The 16,153-nt window shown below is 35.7% G+C and carries 18 protein-coding genes and 4 pseudogenes; 21 read left to right on the top strand and 1 reads right to left on the bottom strand.

Annotation, left to right across the window (positions count from 1 at the left end; translation table 11 throughout):
* Positions 1-327: 327 nt before the first annotated feature.
* Together ACXHJ2_RS15150 and ACXHJ2_RS15145 are read left to right on the top strand one after the other, a co-directional pair.
* Positions 328-447, top strand: a pseudogene (locus ACXHJ2_RS15150) (DUF1805 domain-containing protein); the annotation flags it as partial.
* Positions 448-1,069: 622 nt separating this feature from the next.
* Complete coding sequence (locus tag ACXHJ2_RS15145; protein WP_080683422.1) at positions 1,070-1,327, top strand: hypothetical protein; 258 nt, start codon at positions 1,070-1,072, stop codon at positions 1,325-1,327.
* Positions 1,328-2,256: 929 nt separating this feature from the next.
* On the opposite strand, the gene ACXHJ2_RS15140 is transcribed toward ACXHJ2_RS15145, so the two are convergent.
* Positions 2,257-3,729: an amidase family protein gene (locus ACXHJ2_RS15140; protein WP_165084672.1), complete on the bottom strand. Its 1,473-nt coding sequence runs from the start codon at positions 3,727-3,729 to the stop codon at positions 2,257-2,259.
* Between the two features lie 572 nt (positions 3,730-4,301).
* On the opposite strand from ACXHJ2_RS15140, the gene ACXHJ2_RS15135 reads away from it, so the two are divergent.
* The 19 genes and pseudogenes from ACXHJ2_RS15135 (at position 4,302) to ACXHJ2_RS15045 (ending at position 16,023) form a co-directional block, all read left to right on the top strand.
* Positions 4,302-4,694: a hypothetical protein gene (locus ACXHJ2_RS15135; RefSeq protein WP_025677100.1), complete on the top strand. Its 393-nt coding sequence runs from the start codon at positions 4,302-4,304 to the stop codon at positions 4,692-4,694.
* A 44-nt stretch (positions 4,695-4,738) separates the two neighbouring features.
* Positions 4,739-5,185 carry a hypothetical protein gene (locus ACXHJ2_RS15130; RefSeq protein ID WP_025677099.1) on the top strand — a complete coding sequence of 149 codons (447 nt, stop codon included), beginning with the start codon at positions 4,739-4,741 and terminating at the stop codon, positions 5,183-5,185.
* Between the two features lie 378 nt (positions 5,186-5,563).
* A pseudogene (locus tag ACXHJ2_RS15125) lies at positions 5,564-5,647 on the top strand (YHYH domain-containing protein); the annotation flags it as partial.
* A 159-nt stretch (positions 5,648-5,806) separates the two neighbouring features.
* Positions 5,807-6,136, top strand: a complete 330-nt coding sequence (locus tag ACXHJ2_RS15120; RefSeq protein ID WP_025677097.1) for a copper amine oxidase N-terminal domain-containing protein — start codon at positions 5,807-5,809, stop codon at positions 6,134-6,136.
* Positions 6,137-6,313: 177 nt separating this feature from the next.
* The gene (locus ACXHJ2_RS15115) at positions 6,314-6,727 is read left to right on the top strand and encodes a hypothetical protein (RefSeq protein WP_238791167.1); all 414 of its coding nucleotides are present in this window, start codon (positions 6,314-6,316) and stop codon (positions 6,725-6,727) included.
* A 29-nt stretch (positions 6,728-6,756) separates the two neighbouring features.
* Complete coding sequence (locus tag ACXHJ2_RS15110) at positions 6,757-6,924, top strand: hypothetical protein (protein WP_165084670.1); 168 nt, start codon at positions 6,757-6,759, stop codon at positions 6,922-6,924.
* A 45-nt stretch (positions 6,925-6,969) separates the two neighbouring features.
* A complete protein-coding gene (locus tag ACXHJ2_RS15105) occupies positions 6,970-7,155 on the top strand; it encodes a hypothetical protein (RefSeq protein ID WP_165084668.1) in 186 nt (61 codons plus the stop codon).
* Positions 7,156-7,192: 37 nt separating this feature from the next.
* Positions 7,193-7,702 (top strand): peptide arginase family protein, encoded by a 510-nt coding sequence (locus tag ACXHJ2_RS15100; RefSeq protein WP_238791166.1) that lies wholly within the window; start codon positions 7,193-7,195, stop codon positions 7,700-7,702.
* A 269-nt stretch (positions 7,703-7,971) separates the two neighbouring features.
* Positions 7,972-8,328: a hypothetical protein gene (locus ACXHJ2_RS15095; protein ID WP_238791889.1), complete on the top strand. Its 357-nt coding sequence runs from the start codon at positions 7,972-7,974 to the stop codon at positions 8,326-8,328.
* A 241-nt stretch (positions 8,329-8,569) separates the two neighbouring features.
* Positions 8,570-9,333 (top strand): IS5 family transposase gene (locus ACXHJ2_RS15090; RefSeq protein ID WP_102163329.1). Its coding sequence is split into 2 segments (ribosomal slippage): positions 8,570-8,906 and positions 8,906-9,333, totalling 765 coding nucleotides; the frame shifts between segments, so codons are not numbered across the junction.
* Positions 9,321-10,013: a CPBP family intramembrane glutamic endopeptidase gene (locus ACXHJ2_RS15085; protein ID WP_457874173.1), complete on the top strand. Its 693-nt coding sequence runs from the start codon at positions 9,321-9,323 to the stop codon at positions 10,011-10,013. Before ACXHJ2_RS15090 ends, ACXHJ2_RS15085 begins: the two co-directional genes overlap by 13 nt.
* Positions 10,014-10,189: 176 nt before the next feature.
* Positions 10,190-10,372 (top strand): annotated as a pseudogene (locus ACXHJ2_RS15080) (helix-turn-helix domain-containing protein); the annotation flags it as partial.
* Between the two features lie 1,068 nt (positions 10,373-11,440).
* A complete protein-coding gene (locus tag ACXHJ2_RS15075; RefSeq protein ID WP_165084561.1) occupies positions 11,441-12,172 on the top strand; it encodes a YiiX/YebB-like N1pC/P60 family cysteine hydrolase in 732 nt (243 codons plus the stop codon).
* 65 nt (positions 12,173-12,237) lie between these two features.
* Entirely contained in the window at positions 12,238-13,410 is a 1,173-nt protein-coding gene (locus tag ACXHJ2_RS15070; RefSeq protein ID WP_238791158.1) for a YncE family protein, read from the top strand.
* A 17-nt stretch (positions 13,411-13,427) separates the two neighbouring features.
* Positions 13,428-13,706 carry a hypothetical protein gene (locus tag ACXHJ2_RS15065; protein WP_137078189.1) on the top strand — a complete coding sequence of 93 codons (279 nt, stop codon included), beginning with the start codon at positions 13,428-13,430 and terminating at the stop codon, positions 13,704-13,706.
* 199 nt (positions 13,707-13,905) lie between these two features.
* Positions 13,906-14,229, top strand: a complete 324-nt coding sequence (locus ACXHJ2_RS15060) for a hypothetical protein (RefSeq protein WP_165084563.1) — start codon at positions 13,906-13,908, stop codon at positions 14,227-14,229.
* A gap of 113 nt (positions 14,230-14,342) precedes the next feature.
* Positions 14,343-14,591 (top strand): annotated as a pseudogene (locus ACXHJ2_RS15055) (WXG100 family type VII secretion target); the annotation flags it as partial.
* Positions 14,592-15,009: 418 nt separating this feature from the next.
* Positions 15,010-15,261, top strand: coding sequence for a hypothetical protein (locus ACXHJ2_RS15050; RefSeq protein WP_165084565.1), 252 nt, complete (start codon positions 15,010-15,012; stop codon positions 15,259-15,261).
* A 213-nt stretch (positions 15,262-15,474) separates the two neighbouring features.
* Positions 15,475-16,023, top strand: coding sequence for an RNA 2'-phosphotransferase (locus ACXHJ2_RS15045; RefSeq protein WP_165084567.1), 549 nt, complete (start codon positions 15,475-15,477; stop codon positions 16,021-16,023).
* The last annotated feature ends 130 nt before the right edge of the window (positions 16,024-16,153 follow it).

Here is a 16,153-nt window from a genome sequence, read left to right as displayed (position 1 = left end):
ATTAATTTGGCCAAGATCGCTTAGGCGGTCTTTTTTTGGTAATTTAAGTAGGAAAGATATTTGAAATCTAATCCATTGATTTTATTAACCAGGAGCATATCAATCGTTCAAATGGTGGTTCGGTCGTACCTTCTTAAAAAATACGATAGAAACAAACTAAGGAAAAGGCTAGATGGAATGATTCGTCTAGTCTTTTTGATTTCGCCTGTTTTGCTGTACATAAATTAGCTTCTTAATATTTTGAATGTATCCACGGGCGTCCACACTTACCCGCAAATGCCGCATAAAATATCCCGGATGAACAAAGAGGAGGTGCATGTAATAACCATGATACACATGGAACCCATTCAAGTGGGTGAGCATACATTTATCGGAGTCGAGGTCAAACTGCCTAAAACAACGCTGTTGACGATCTCTAACTCCCGTGGTTACATCATGTGTGGTGCGTCTAAGATGTACCGAATTTGGAATAGTAAACTTTTTCGCTGTTTAAGACTTAAAGTCAAACGGGACAAGCTTCCATAGCAATTTTCAATTTACTGATCTGTACTGATTTAATCTATTAAATTCTTATAAATGACTGAATTTTGTGACCGTATTTGTGACCTTTTGGAGGGGGAGAAGCATTTGACTGTGCATCATACTCCTGTGAGGTTTGCTCAGATGGTTGTTTGAGTTGAGCCATAAAAAATATATTAAAAAGAAGATATTTGTGTAAATGGACAAAATGATCGTACGATATAGCATTCTTCGTAACAATGGCTTTGGAAAGTTTATTCTGGAGAAAAAAACTACAACTGTGAATTGTGAAATGAACTTAAAAGACTACGAGTACTATCAAGAGAGCATAGTAAATGAGATAAGCTCAAAGGAAAGCGTACAAAGGACAACATATGTTTATTCATTCCAATTTCATATAAAGTATCAATTGTACACATGATATATTTTAAATTCAAAGAGCTGTTCACATTATATCCACTCTTATTAACAATTGTTTCAATATTTTGTTTACTTTTGGTAATTTTTCACTATTATAAATGTGTATCCCAAATATGAAAGGATGATAGAGATGAAAAAGAAACTATTAGTTGGTCTGTTGACTGTCGTTGCTTGTTTCACACTTGGATCAACATCTTTTGCGGCTAGTGCTACCACACAACCCTCCAATACTAACTCAAGTAAAATTTCATCAATAACACCTTTTGAAACAAAATATGTCACCCATCAAGAGGTTTTACCAAAATCATCTTTCCCTGATCTTGCTAGTTTACCTATGTATTATGGTTACAATCAGGATGGATGGACGGGCACCATACCTTTGCGTTAAGTCGATGGACAAACAGGTTTCACTTGGACAGTCACTTATGCAGGATGGGTAAATCGATAAGTTTAGTTAATTAATTTTATGAATAGTAGGCTCTATATTTCTCTATTTACCTGAGCCTACTATTCATATAGTGTACATACATTATCATCAAATCTTTATTTTGCTGGATTCTTTCTTCTTCAAATAAAGGTGAATTATTCTATATTATTTTCAGTACACTAGATAAAACACCAATTTTACCATCCAGTTGCCCCCATATTGACGGTGACTGGATTTTTTATCCAATATCAATATGCACTTTTTTTGTGTAGATTGATAGATACCTTGATATTTGGAAGCTTCTACGAAAATTTTTGGGAACCTTATTGATGTCCTAAACTTAACTTAGGGCATTGTTGCCATTACTAATACTTAAACAATATCAGTATTAGACTACTAAGTTAAGCTTAGTACGTTTAAATGGTGGGATTTCCTACATTTCTGTGTGTGTGAATATCAAACAAAATGTGTGTCATCAAGTGTCCCCCCAAGGAAATATCATTTTGTAATGTCGTTACTGTGTAGATGTCACTAAGTGACACGATTCCTCCTCCGCGAAAACGCGGAAAACTCATTCACGAATGAGAGCGCAAAATTGCGCTGTCTTCTTTTATTCGTCGCTGGTCAGAATTGTCCAATGTAACGATGTCGTTACAACTTGATGTCCGGTGAAAATAAAGTTTTAGACCAAGAAAACAAAGTTGTAGACTGGCTGCTGGTATTAAGCTAACGGGCAGTATGGCGTAGCCATGATATTTGAATATATGATACGGTTCACCGTACCGTAGTGTATTTAAACACAAAGTACAATTTGACCACAAAATATACCTCTATATAAAGACAAAGCCACTCCTTACAATGGAGTGGTTTCTTTGCATGGAACTTCTCTTTTACTTATAACTGAGTGACGGTTTTTTTCTATGTTTTGTTCGTTGTTCATATGCAAATGCTATACGAATTAGCATAGGTTCACTAAATGCCTTTCCTGCAAACGTAACTCCAAATGGTCTGCCGTTGTCTTTGAAGCCAGCGGGAACAGCTACTGATGGATACCCTGCCCTTGCACAAATTTCTGCTCCCACATATGATGGAAACATAATTGCATCCAATCCGTATTTCTCTATGGCATAATCTATGCCTTCATTCTGGGAATAATATAAATCAGTTAAAGACTCTAATATATAGTTCGGATTCTTCAATGGATTCACTAAATGTTGACGGTTCTCCAGTAAATCTTGTCCATATTTCAAAGCCTTCTCGGAGTTTTTTTCGTTCCACTCAACCAATTCACTAAAGGTATGTACAGGCATACTTTGTGGAAGGTTTCGGAGATAGTTATCAAGACCATGCTTAAATTCGTTATTCAACTTGTTCCAATTCCATTTCCTATCGAAGGCTGGCATTTCAATGTCTTCAATGACGATTGCTCCCGCTTTTGTTAGTTCCTCTACAGTATTATTAAATAATATTTTATCATATTCGTCAGGGTCACGAAATTGCTCTAATGGTACATCTCTATAAACCCCAATTTTCGCCCCTTCTAAGCCATTCTTGTCTAAGTAAGTTGAATAGTCAATCGTATCATCATTTTTCCATGTAGCAGGGTCATTATCGTCTTTACCTACAAGTACACTAAGTAAGATTGACGCATCTGATACTGTCCTTGCCATTGCTCCAGCGGTATCTTGAGAATAGGAATAAGGTATTATACCTGTACGACTTATAAGCCCAACTGTAGGCTTTATACCAACAATCGAGTTTTGAATAGCTGGACTTAAAATTGATGCTGAAGTTTCCGTTCCAACTGCAACACTTGTAAAATTTGACGCCACAGCTACAGCAGAACCAGTACTTGACCCACCCACGAAAAAGTCACCGTATGGATTTAATACTTGTCCGCCTTTAGAACTGTAACCTGCCCACATTTTTGAGGATACGCCGTTTGCCAATTCAGTCATGTTTGTTTTTCCAAGGATAATGGCTCCAGCTTCTCTAAGTTTTTTTACAAGAAAGGCATCCGTTTCGCTAATGTTGTTTTCCAGTGCCAACGCTCCCGCACTCGTCCGCATTTTGTCCTTTGTTTCAATATTTTCTTTCAACAAAACAGGTATACCATGTAAATACCCTCTAATTCCTCTTGTTTTTCTTTCTTTGTCTAGGGCTTCTGCAATGAAAATCGCATCTGGGTTGATTTCCATTATAGAATTTATATTTTGACCACTCTGGTCGTGTGTTGCAATACGATACATGTAGTACATAACAAGTTCCCTAGAAGTAACCTCCCCTTTTCTCATTGCTTCTTGCAATTCAAAAATGGTTACTTCCTCACCATTTAGATTCTTAAGTTTAAAATTAGGTTCCATTTAGTTGCTCCTTCAATGATGAACTTTTTTATTAGAAATTACATGAAATCCATGCTTTGTGTACTGTCTTTTATACTACCATATGTTGGAACGACATACTATATCCGTTATCGCTTCATATTCTGCTTATAGTCGGTCTATGGAAGTGCCTACGGTATATGTGATATCGACTAAACAGCCTTCACAGGCAAGTTTCAATCCTACATTAAGGTCTATCACAACCCTATCAAAGTCGTTCATAAGCCCACACAGACCCACTCCTGCTCAAATATACAATGTCAATAAGTTCGAGGGTGTAGGAGTGTCAGAAAGTCTGCCTAATGGATTTGAAATGTTTCGTATGTCTATTAGTAAAATGTAAAATTAGCTAATCTATCCGATAATTGTAGGATAACTCACGGTGAACCGCATCATAAAGAGTGTGAAGTCATTGAATTAACGGGATAAGTTAGTTTAATAAAACAGCAGCAGTTGCTATCCAAGTATTTGAGCATGGCACTGACGATAATTGGACTCGTATTATCGAGCCAGCACCGTACAATCCTAACTTGTCGATTAATGAGCTAATCAACATGCTCAATATTACTCCTGAAGCAACTGGCATTCGCAATGACATGCAAATCATATTGAACACAGTTGAACGCCGCAATGAATATGTAAGTCGTATCGTCAATGTTAATCGTGAAAGTAGATTTCTTCTGCTTCATCAAATGAAGGATGAATATTTGCAACACGATCAACTTACAGATGAACACTTTATGCAATTGTACGCTGGAAATCCCGTTGGAGCTCTGTCCATGTATTTCTTACAGTCCATTGATATCATCACGTATTGGGAATGGGCTAACGCTAATGGTACTGCTGAGAAGGCTATACAGTACAAACGTGAGGAACCTTTGTTGCCGTTTATACAAGCTATTGAACGTGCTGAGGATGAATCGAGAGGAATTGTTTCAGGTTTCTAGGGTGTCACGTGACACAACTATTTTCCAAAAGGAGAAGATACATAATGACAATCACATTGAACAACAAAGGGATAGTCAATTTGACCACTACTCAAACTCCATATCACTCTGATCTGACAATTGAAAAGCTTTGCTGGTTTCTCGAAGTTTCACCTAAAGCAGAGATCCTAGTTACCAAAATGAAATTTATGCTTAAAACGGTTGAGCGCATGAATGAATTTCTTCAACGTAAGTTGCCCACAATGACTGAATTGTCGTTGCTTACTGTTATGCGTAAAGAGGATATTGATGCACATGGATACACTTTTAAAGCTGACTTTGTATACGACTATTACCGCAACAAAAAAGCAGCGCTGGAGAAATTGTTTCAAGAGGAAATGCCAACTTGGAAAGTAAATAGGCTTAAAACAGATGATCCAGAACGTATATATGACGGTTACGTTGAACGTGGAAAGTATTCAACCTCGTTGGAAGTGGCATTATCTATCTAACTGTTACCTATTGAGTTGATAAAGGAGCGATAAACAATGTATATATGTAGACGACTCATAAAGGGTAAACTTTTTCTACAGACTTGGGATGGTCAATTAATCAGTCTGAAAGTGCTGGCTCAAGCCAACAGGTAGGCATATGTTAAAACAAGAGAGAATGTGTATATAGGAGTCAGGGAGGGTTAAATTTAGCCCCAAGTAAAAAAGGAGAAGTAAACAGGTATAGCTCTTTAGCATTTATTGGATTTATTTAAATATGAAACAAAATTCTTCCTTATTATTGGAACAATGTGCTAATATAATAGGTATATAATACCAAAAAATAGTTGTAGAAAAGCGAAAAATAAAGTATTAGCTAGTTCATTCGCCTTAGTATTAATTCTTTCCAGTGCTAGTGCATATGCTCATCCGGGTAGAACTGATTCAAATGGTGGACATTATTGCCGTACTAACTGTGCTAAGTGAGGACTCCAAGACGGGGAATATCACTATCATAATGGTGGAGGATCTTCTTCACGTAGTTCCTCATCTTCAAGTTCAAGTAAATCAACTCCTAAAAAGAGCGTTGCAAAGCCTAAAGCAGCAAAGCCAGCTTATAAAGAATCTGGAATAAGAGTTTACGTGAACGGAAATAAATTGAGCTTTAGTAGTGAGCCATTGATTTATCAGAATACCAATTTGGTTCCACTTCGCGAGATTGCTGAAGGCTTGGGTGCTACCCTGAACTATGATAATAATAGTGGCACAATTGGTGTAACTAAAGGAAATAGTAAAATGACACTTACCGTTGGAAGCAAAATAGTATTTTACAATGGATCATCTGAAACAGTGAGCGCAGCACCTAAAGTAATAAAGGGAGTTACATATGTTCCTGCTCAGGTTTTTGCTAGGGGATTAGGTGCAGGAATTGAATTAGACAGTAGTAATAACTCTCTGAAAATAACATATTAGAGCCGTGTAAATAAGATAGAGAAGTTTTGTGACTACCTTCAATATACCAATTAAAGTATCACAGGTTTTAGAAAGTTACATAAAATTTGTATGCTTTTCTGCTTATATATTGATGATGTGTTGTAAGTAAAACGATGATTTTATAAGGAAGTGATTTATATTAAAGAGCGGCTAAAGATGGTGGCAACCAAAGTAAGGAGAGCAATTGAGAGCATTGATCCAAACAAATTCACTATGTACTGCCAGTTCCATCATGGATTTCCCCATGGCGCCTGTGGAGATTCAAGCATGATCATAGGGAAGTTGTTGCTGGATGAATTTGAAATTGATTGTGATTATGTTACTGGCAATTGTATTATTGAAGGTCACGAATCAAAGACTCACGTATGGTTAGAGTACGAAGGATATAAAATTGACATTACGGCGGACCAATTTAGAGATTTATTTAGAATAACTGAAGAAATTGTAGTCAGCACAAATCATGAATTGTATAAATATTTTGAAGTAAAAGAAACAAGGAAAATATCTGAGTACTTCCCTAATGAATTAAGGGCAGCTTATATTTTGATAAGAGATTTAATCTATAACTAAATTAATCTCACACAGGATAAGGTGAATTCATGAATAAGCAGGCGCTCAAAGGGTTTGCTCTGATTTGTATCGTTGCTTTACTCATACATAAGTGGCTATTTTTAACGCTTTTGTTTGGTAGTATAGTTTTCTATGTTATTGGCAAAATCGACTTTTATCAAATGAAGGATGCCTATAAGTCAAAAAAGAAAAGGTAAAACGAATCTTTGATTTGGGTAGTATCAATTAAAGGAGAGGATTCCATGAAAAAAGGCATAAAAATTAGCGGAGCAGTTTTTGCTACTAAAGGTAACATTGATCACGATGAATTTATTGATAAGTTTATAGAGTTTGTTGAATCTAATGGCTGGGAATTTGGTGGAGGAAGTAGATTAATAGATGAGATGGAAATGATATTAAAGAAATTAAATATGACTTTCATAAGCTGATATAAAGAAAACTAGATTTTGATTAGGAGGTTGTAAGATGAATTACCCTTGGAGCAAAGATATTGACTGGAAGCTACAGTCAAAAGACAAGCGAGTGTATATTATGCGAGATCATAACTGGTCATTTGCTGCTTGGGAAGTATCTAAAATAGAGAATAGAATTCAAGAGGGTTCATTGGTTGTTCATGTTGATTCACATTTTGATGATGTGCCAGATGGACTAGTAGTAAGAAGTTTATTTGAGGCGAAATCCAAAGAAGACATCATGAAGGTAAGTAGAAGCTATGACAGATCATTGGGGCAAGTTCCTGAGTCTAATTTGATGCATATAGACAATTTTATTTGGGCATCGATTGGAAGAGGAACCATTGAAGAAGTAATTTTTGTATCAAGCGACAAACTAGAACTTAATGTTCTATCAGATGTGCGAGAAGAGTATGCACATTGCCTCCCTGAAAATTGCAAGTATAGTTCAAAGCTATTCCCTAATACTGAAGAATTTTTGAATTCATATGATGGTGAAAAGTTTTGCAGAGTACATAGGTAATAGGTCTGCTATTCTAGACCTTGATATTGATGCTTTCAACAATAGCGACACAATCGGAGAGTCCGACTTTATTTCGGAAGAAACAATAAGAGGATACATTAAAGGTTTGAAAGACTTTGTATCCATGGGATTTGATAACAATTTCCATTTCGCCCGATTATTCTGGTGGAACCACAGGGGCATCGTATTTGTTAAATATAGTTTTGAGTGAGTTGGGTATAGATTTAACCGATATGGAGAAGTGGTAGGACTATGTTTTATTCAAGTCGATGAAACAAATACTTCATAACAAGGAGTACATGAAAATGGGACACGATATTAGTGGGTATAACAAGGAAAACAAAGAAGTTGTGTATACTCGATACGGATCTTGGAACGAAGGCGCAAGGTATTTATATAGAGTTCTAGATGTTCAATTATTAGACGGTGGGGTTAGTGGTGTAGGTGAAGAAATTTATTTCGATGAAAACCAAATTAGACATGCTATTTTAAAGTCCAAAACAATTGATTGGTCTAACATTGAACAAACCGAGCCTGAGTATGAGAAAGACAAATTAGCCAAGTTTCTCGATGGACTTTTAAGCATAGCTACCAACGAAGGCAAGGTAAAAGTTTATTTTGGATAAATCATACATTTCATTGTGAGGGGACTTGGATTGGAAACAAACTACTGGAGTAAACTTTACAATTCTTTTGAGAGTGACTCAAAAATACTTGTATATTGGAACTTATTTATAGCGCTATCCATCCCTTTCATTATTTTTATAAATAGTAGAATGGGCATAGATATGTCTTTGATTTATACTATCATTACTAGGGCCTGTACGCAAACTGTACAACTCGTAGAAATCTAGTAAAATAAGGCACATGAGACGAAGATACGAGTTAACGGATGAAGAATGGAATATAGTTGACCCCCTGTTGCCCCCAGCCCGAAAAAAACAGGGAGGACGTCCGCCCAAGGATCGGCGCCAGATGCTCAATGCCGTGCTTTGGGTTGCTCGAACGGGCGCGCCATGGCGGGATTTACCGAGTTACTATGGCCCTTGGTCTTCAGCCTACAGCTTTTTCTGGCGGCTACAAAAAGCGAATATTTGGGGTGAAATACTGAAGCATGTCGCCATCGAGCCGGATTGGGAGCAGGTCATGGTCGATGCCACCATCGTCCGCGTCCATCAACATGGAGCGGGCGCAAAAGGGGGCAGGACCGGCAAGCAATCGGACGTTCGCGCGGAGGATTAACTACCAAAATTCATGCGATGGTGGATGCGCTCGGCTATCCGCTGCGTTTCGAATTGACGCCAGGACAAGACCACGATTCTGTCACCGGCTATCGCCTTCTTCATGAACTGGACTTCTGCCCGGGCGAAGTGTTGGCTGATCGCGCCTACGATACCAATGCCATTCTGGAGCTTTTGCAAAGCCGAGCGATCACTCCGGTTATCCCAAGCAAACGCAATCGGCGGGTAAAGCGCCCGTTAGATTCTGAAACGTATAAAGAGCGACACTTAATTGAATGCTTTTTCAACAAAGTAAAAAACTATCGACGCTTGGCCACTCGCTATGAAAAAACAGCGAACATGTTCATGGCTTTTTTGACGCTGCTTTCAATTCGTTTATGGCTCAAATAGGTTTGCGTACAGGCCCTAGCATCATGTTTATTTATTCTTTTGTATGTACTATTAAGTTGAAGGGAGGAAATAAGCTTCCTTGGTGGACATATCCAATCTTTTTAGTTCTTATTCCGATAGTAGCTTCTTACCTTGTTCGTTGGATTGGCGATGATATGACTTCAGGAATTGTTATAAACTCAAATCCACAACAATTAAAATCTGCATCAACAGAAGATTTAAAATACTCTATATTTTCAGCGATACGTTCAGGCTCCGAAGAGGTATGGAGATACTCAGCAATATTCTCTGCTATGTATTTTTTTCAGAAACAATTAAGTAAATTATATTCATGCTCATTGATGAAGTATCTATTCTTAATGATTTCATTTTTGATCATTACATTCCTTTTTGGGTGGATACATACTCTGGGTTATTCCAATTCATACTTTAATTTCGATGTAATTATAGTGACTGGTACTACAGGTTTACTATTTGGATTGGTAATGCTATTAACTAGAAATGTATGGAGTGCTATCTTAACTCATATACTATTCAATCTTTACACAACTTTTCGATTGAATGAAAGGTCTGCTTTTGAGCAATATAATGATATACTTGTAAGTACTGCCATATTAATACTCCTGTTGTATGTATGTGCTGTTATGTTGCTAGCAATTAAAGAAAAGCACAGAATATGAATGAAAGTCAACAAGAAAAAATGAGTAGTGCTTGGAAAAGTTCAATGTAGTTAAGGATAAGATATACTGAAATCTTTTCTTTATTCAAATATGAAAGTTGGACATTAAATGGCTAATGATTTTAATGCTCAAGGTTTTTATGTAGTCGTAGGTGGAAATATTGAAAATATCGTAAACTTCAAAACGATAGCTTACAATCACTGGCTGACAAGATAGGAGTAACCAAGAAAACTGTTCATCGATATGAGGGAGCGGAAATAAGAATTAGTATTGAGAAATTAATACAGGTAGCCTCGATACTGAATACGACAGTTGAGGAACTAACAAGTAGAATTTTAAAGTATGATGATACAAAATAAAAGTTTACTTTCTTAAAAGTCTTTGGGACATTTTGTCCTAGAGATGGCATACATATATGAATTGAGTTAGCCTATTAAAGTGAAAGAACATGAAAATAACACCAATGACACTTCCACTCCGCGTTTCTTGTTACGATTCACGATAGAGGTTTGCTGTTTTTAAAAACATATAAATATAAATGATTTTTCGAATTTTAGTGTTATACAATTTAATTTCAAAAAAACTTAAAAACCCCTTGATTCATCAAGCTTTTTTGAACATTTTTCTCCGATATTCACGATACACATTACGATGTTGATCATATTTACCCAAAGTCCTTATCCCATCTATGTTTTAGCTATTTTCTCGATACGGCAACGATGTAAATATATTCAGGCATCATTTTGAACCATAATGGCTCAAAAAGCCATATGGAATATAGTATTTATGCACATATGAGCAATTTTTACGATTGAACTTCGATACGGGTGTAGTTACAGGCTATCTCTACAGTGTCTCCAAAGTTGGTGAAACCCTCATATGGTTGAAACAGCGTCAACTTCCTATCCACTTTACTGTGAACATCAAAATATTACTTTCAAACTATGATTACAAGTAGCTTGAAAAAAATAGATCAAATTGACTTTTATTGAATCTATGTATATAATTTGAATATATTGGATAGTTATTCTTATCCAAAAGCTTAGAATATACATTTTTAATCAAAATTAGAGATTATAGCACATGTATAGATCGCCCAAATCTATATTTACCATTACATACTTTTTTAACATAAAGCTCTGTATTTAGCCTTAAATAATTGATTGTTATTGGACGGTTACTCTGCCGGACATAAACAATATATTCGCAATTTCTACTTCTTACTTAGAAGGTGATTGCGTAAGCTCGTATTTCTATTTGACTTATGGAGCTAACTAACTAAATTTAACATACATCATCCTCCAAAAAATAGACATACGAGACTCTGTCATATGGAGGGACAAAAAAATGAAGTATGGATAAATATGTAGACAAACTTTGAACAAGTATTCTCTTATATCAATTAAATCCCATTTGGAGGTATAATCATGAAAAAAGTTCTTAGTTTAGCTTTTTCCGCTAGTCTTGCTCTAAGTATCCTTCTTCTTCCCAGTGCAAACATTTATGCCGCCGATGAAACATCACCTTCCTTCAGTGTTAATGACAATTATTATCAAAAAATGAAAGATGCTGGAATGAGTGATAATGATATTGAGTTACTCCGTAAACATAATGAAAATGATCTTCGTATCATAAAAAGCGGGGAATTGGAAGAGAAGGCATTGAATGACCAAAAAACTAGCCAATCGCTCACTGATAGCTCGGAGAATCCTAGGTTAGCAGCATCAAGTTTAGGAACAGTCGGTGATATTTTAGTTGCCTATAACGCAAGTTCGTGGGGTATTGATTTCGGATATCCAGGACATGCTGCTATTGTTTCCTTACTAAGTGGTAAAACAGTAGAATCATTCCCAGCTGATGGAGTTCAATATCACACAAATGATTGGAGAGGTCGCTCAAATGTTTATGGAATGAGCGTTAAAGGGGCTTCGGGTTCCCAATATAGGGCAGCTGCACAATATGCAGCTAATCAAATTGGAAAACCCTATAACTGGAATTTTGTTAATCCATGGACGGAAGCTAAATTTTATTGTTCACAGTTGGTATGGAAGGCTTGGAAAACTCAGGGGATTGATGTTGATTATATAACAATTGATCCTATTGTTACCCCAATGGAAATAGCTAAATCCGGTAATACTTCAATTTACTATAGTAACTAACAAACCTAATCACTCACAGGAATATATATTTTTTCCTGTGAGTGATTTCACTAAGGGGGGACATTATGCTCTTTAAAAAAAGAATAAGAATTATTTTTGCAACTTTATTTTTACTTGGATTAGCGATTTCAACGTTTTGGTTTACTACAACACATCATTCATTGAAAAATATAACAAAATCCGAGACATTTACTGTTGTTTATTCTAATGCAATGGATGACGGTGCAGAAATTGTGAAATACAGCAATAAAGGCGAGATTTTAGACAAAAAAAACTTAGTTAATGCCCAGTCACTTTATTATTTTGCCAAAGTAAAGAATGACTATTATTTAATGTCTGAACGAAAAAATAGACATTACATACTTAATCAAAATGGAATTCTTCAACCATTTTTTGGACCTAATAAGTATGGAAAAGATAGGAATATCGGAACTTCATTTTTAAAAGAAAGCGACAATCATCTATTTTTCTCCATGAACGTGGGTATTAATCCGAGTTATTCTCCCACACAGTACACGAATGAATTGGTTTATTTCGATAAAAAAAATTTGAAATATAGAAATATTCTTTTGAATGGATATTTATTATCAACCGTTGAATACAATAATTTGGCATACACTTTATATGTGAACAATAATGATAATTCTGTAGGCATTTATGTCATTGATTTAAAAACATCAAAGAAGATCAAACAATTCACTATAGAAAATCGTTTACATGGTTTAAAAGAATACTTTCCGGTAGGACAGAATGGAGCATCACTACAAATATTTAAAGGCAAGCTTATTGTATTTCTTGATGGCAATACATCTGATACACAATTTCATCCTATAATGCAGATAATTGACCCTAAAAATGGTAAGTTAGAAAATGAAACATCATTGTCAGATACTTCATTTTTGTTTTATGACAGCCAAATTTACAACGATAAATTATATATTCTCTCTGAAGACTTAAATTATACTATTTTCAATGACCTCAACAAAAATCCTAAAAAGCTGAGATTAAAACAAAGCAATTCTGTATCCGAAAAAATACAAAATGAGAAAGGAATAATATCTGGAGTACAGTATCTTGCAGGATCTGTTTTTGTCCTATATGATTATGTCAAAAATTCTCCTGTTGATAGAATAAGAGAAATAAGAGAATATGACTTATTGACAGGTAAAGAATTACATGTCATTCCTCTAGCATTTAAATCAAACAAGGAAATGATTCGTTTTTTTCTGACTAAATAACTTTAAGGAGTGATATTATGATTTATTGGTTATTTCCAAAACTTAATCCTCTCCTCCCTACTTTTTTACTTTGCCCCATTCTTGCAATCTTGATCGGAGTATGTTTCGCCTATTTCAAAGGAAACATCTACTTAGGATTAATTCTAGCCTTGTTACTGCCTCTTATATTTATTGCCACCAATTTAGAAACCACTGCAGTTAATATAGATGCTTGGATTTTATATGGTTTTATCTACGCAATTATTACGTTTGTGGCTTATAAGATGGCATTTTCACAGTTAGGAAAATCGAGTTAATTTTTTCACACTATTACCAATAGTCACCACGATAACTTTTCGCACACTAACTTAGGTGTAACAGACAACGATGCATCTCTCGCTTTCAATCCAGTTTATTTGCTAATTAGAAATCATTCCGAAAATGATGGGTCTGGTTACCCGATTAAATTTTCTAGGAATGGTTATACAAATTAATTAATGAAAGGTTAGGGAAGAAGTGAAGGCTATATTAAAATTTTTGATCCTTACTGTTACGCTTGCTGTAGTTATTGGTAATAATGTTTTTGCTAGTGACGATACTTTTGAAGAAATGAAGGGCGTTACAAAAGCAATAGTCCCTGACAGTGTATTAGAAGAACTTAATCATCCTGATAAAATTTATACTAAAGATGGATTATTTATAAAAAAACCGCAATCTCTCCATGATGAAGATAAGTTCAGTCAAGATGAAGTAGTCTACGACGTTTCAAAGACTACTGATGAAACTAAAGCAATCATTCAATATGACGCTACTTACATCAAGGAAGAAGACAGTAAATAGATTTGTGTACTAAAGTATTTGAAAAGTTAAGTTGTATAATTGGAATATCTAGGGCGACTTCGGTTGCCCTTTTTATTATGCTCAATTTAGCCAAGTCTTTTTCCAACACTTTGTCATTTGGTATCCCATAAGGAATGTATCAAGGGTACATGGAACGGGCGGCTAAACAACATGATTCATGGAATGACATGCTTAATTTCGGTACATTTGGAGTAAGGAGTATGATTCAAGAGGCATTTAACCCAAACAATGCCTGATCAAAGGAACACTGGGCTAATATGATCGGTACAGTAGGATTGTTTGGAGGAGTTAGCTCAGTGATCAAACCCAAGCTTGGATTGAAATCATCCATTAAGTATGAGATTCCAAAGAATAATACAAATTCAAAAGTGGGTAATTCAATAGAAACTGAACCTAAAACAGAAGTACAACCAGGTGGAAGAAACGATCTTTCAATTGATGAATATTATCGTAGAGAAACTAAAGCAGATGAGACATAAGATCAAATCAGTGCTTCTGATAGTGATGTCAGAGCAATAGCTGAAAATTCTGTGATGAAAGAAAGTAGAGTTCAAAGAATCAAAGAACACGTTCTCAGAAACGAACACATGAGGTCAAGCGGTTATGGCAGATTTCATTCTGATTACGAAATAGCTCAAGCATGGGATAGATTACAAAAAGGATTACAAACACAAAAAGAGATATGGATTTGCTTAACCATGAATTGTTTGAATCCCGATTTGAGAGTATATTTTAAAACAGACTAGAGGAGATTTTATAATGGGGGCATTTGTTTTACTTTTTAAAGAACATGAAGATGAGACAGTAGTTATTTATAGATATGGCCCAAATGAACACATTATGGGGAAAATTCAATTGAACACGGAGACTAAGTTGTTCTCTGAAATTGAACCTTTATCAGATCCAAGTCATTCAAATAAATTTTATTTTGATAGGGCTGCACAGCGGATGGCACGTTGCTTCATTAAAGAAGATGGTATATTTCCCGACGAGATGACATTTGAATCATAAAGTAGTTTAAGAAGTTCAATTACTATCTTTGCCTGTTGACGTTTAATTCAATTACACGGTTAGTTAAACGCAATAACTTTTAACGCATGATCCCTCAATTCGGTGAAATGCTCAATACTTTCAATCATGGTGGACTGTTTAAAAAATGAGAAGCTATATCTAAAATTCCAACTCAATATAAAGAGACAAATATTTTATTAGAAGGAGTATATTATGTTAACACCAAAACAAGAAGTGAGCCTTAGTAAATTTATGAGTAAGATTCTTAGGCATACACCAGAACAGTTTGGTCTTGAACTGGATCATGAGGGCTATTGTGACATTCAAGACCTGCTTCGAGGAATAAAATCAGAGGATAGATGGTCTGATGTCAGTGAGTCGGATATCAAGCAAGTAGTAAGCCATTGTCCAAAACAAAGATATGAGATGGTAAATGGGTACATAAGAGCTAATTATGGACACAGTGCAGGCAGATTAAATTATGAGGAAGCTACTCCACCAACGATTCTCTATCACGGTACAAACACAAAGGTAATCCAAAACATTTTCACCGAAGGAATTAAGCCAATGGGCAGAAAGTATGCGCATTTGTCTGAATCTCTTGAGTTTGCAATTTTAGCAGGCAAAAGACGTGGAGAATTAGTGATCCTTGAAGTAGACACAGCAAAGGCATTGGCTAATCAAGTGAAGTTTTATAAAGCCAACCACGGTGTTTGGCTTGCCGACCTTGTGCCGCCACAGTACTTAAAAAAGTTTGAATAAAGCGTAACCCAGACCGTTAACGATGATCACTGAGACTAGATGAGAAAAAATTCGTCTGGTCTTTTTGATATCGCCTATTTTGCTGTACATACATTCCCCTCCTAATATTTTGAATGTATCCACGGGTGTC

The sequence above is a fragment of the Paenibacillus sp. ALE3 genome (assembly GCF_054113405.1).
Note: the sequence above shows the minus strand (reverse complement) of the source record. Positions and strands in the feature narration are given on the sequence as shown.

What these genes read in the sequence shown, in the direction of transcription:
- ACXHJ2_RS15145 (WP_080683422.1), top strand. Translation starts at nt 1,070, where the DNA reads ATGAAAAAGAAACTATTAGTTGGTCTGTTGACTGTCGTTGCTTGTTTC.
- ACXHJ2_RS15140 (WP_165084672.1), bottom strand. Translation starts at nt 3,729, where the DNA reads ATGGAACCTAATTTTAAACTTAAGAATCTAAATGGTGAGGAAGTAACC.
- ACXHJ2_RS15135 (WP_025677100.1), top strand. Translation starts at nt 4,302, where the DNA reads ATGCTCAATATTACTCCTGAAGCAACTGGCATTCGCAATGACATGCAA.
- ACXHJ2_RS15130 (WP_025677099.1), top strand. Translation starts at nt 4,739, where the DNA reads ATGACAATCACATTGAACAACAAAGGGATAGTCAATTTGACCACTACT.
- ACXHJ2_RS15115 (WP_238791167.1), top strand. Translation starts at nt 6,314, where the DNA reads ATGGTGGCAACCAAAGTAAGGAGAGCAATTGAGAGCATTGATCCAAAC.
- ACXHJ2_RS15110 (WP_165084670.1), top strand. Translation starts at nt 6,757, where the DNA reads ATGAATAAGCAGGCGCTCAAAGGGTTTGCTCTGATTTGTATCGTTGCT.
- ACXHJ2_RS15105 (WP_165084668.1), top strand. Translation starts at nt 6,970, where the DNA reads ATGAAAAAAGGCATAAAAATTAGCGGAGCAGTTTTTGCTACTAAAGGT.
- ACXHJ2_RS15100 (WP_238791166.1), top strand. Translation starts at nt 7,193, where the DNA reads ATGAATTACCCTTGGAGCAAAGATATTGACTGGAAGCTACAGTCAAAA.
- ACXHJ2_RS15095 (WP_238791889.1), top strand. Translation starts at nt 7,972, where the DNA reads ATGAAACAAATACTTCATAACAAGGAGTACATGAAAATGGGACACGAT.
- ACXHJ2_RS15085 (WP_457874173.1), top strand. Translation starts at nt 9,321, where the DNA reads ATGGCTCAAATAGGTTTGCGTACAGGCCCTAGCATCATGTTTATTTAT.
- ACXHJ2_RS15075 (WP_165084561.1), top strand. Translation starts at nt 11,441, where the DNA reads ATGAAAAAAGTTCTTAGTTTAGCTTTTTCCGCTAGTCTTGCTCTAAGT.
- ACXHJ2_RS15070 (WP_238791158.1), top strand. Translation starts at nt 12,238, where the DNA reads ATGCTCTTTAAAAAAAGAATAAGAATTATTTTTGCAACTTTATTTTTA.
- ACXHJ2_RS15065 (WP_137078189.1), top strand. Translation starts at nt 13,428, where the DNA reads ATGATTTATTGGTTATTTCCAAAACTTAATCCTCTCCTCCCTACTTTT.
- ACXHJ2_RS15050 (WP_165084565.1), top strand. Translation starts at nt 15,010, where the DNA reads ATGGGGGCATTTGTTTTACTTTTTAAAGAACATGAAGATGAGACAGTA.
- ACXHJ2_RS15045 (WP_165084567.1), top strand. Translation starts at nt 15,475, where the DNA reads ATGTTAACACCAAAACAAGAAGTGAGCCTTAGTAAATTTATGAGTAAG.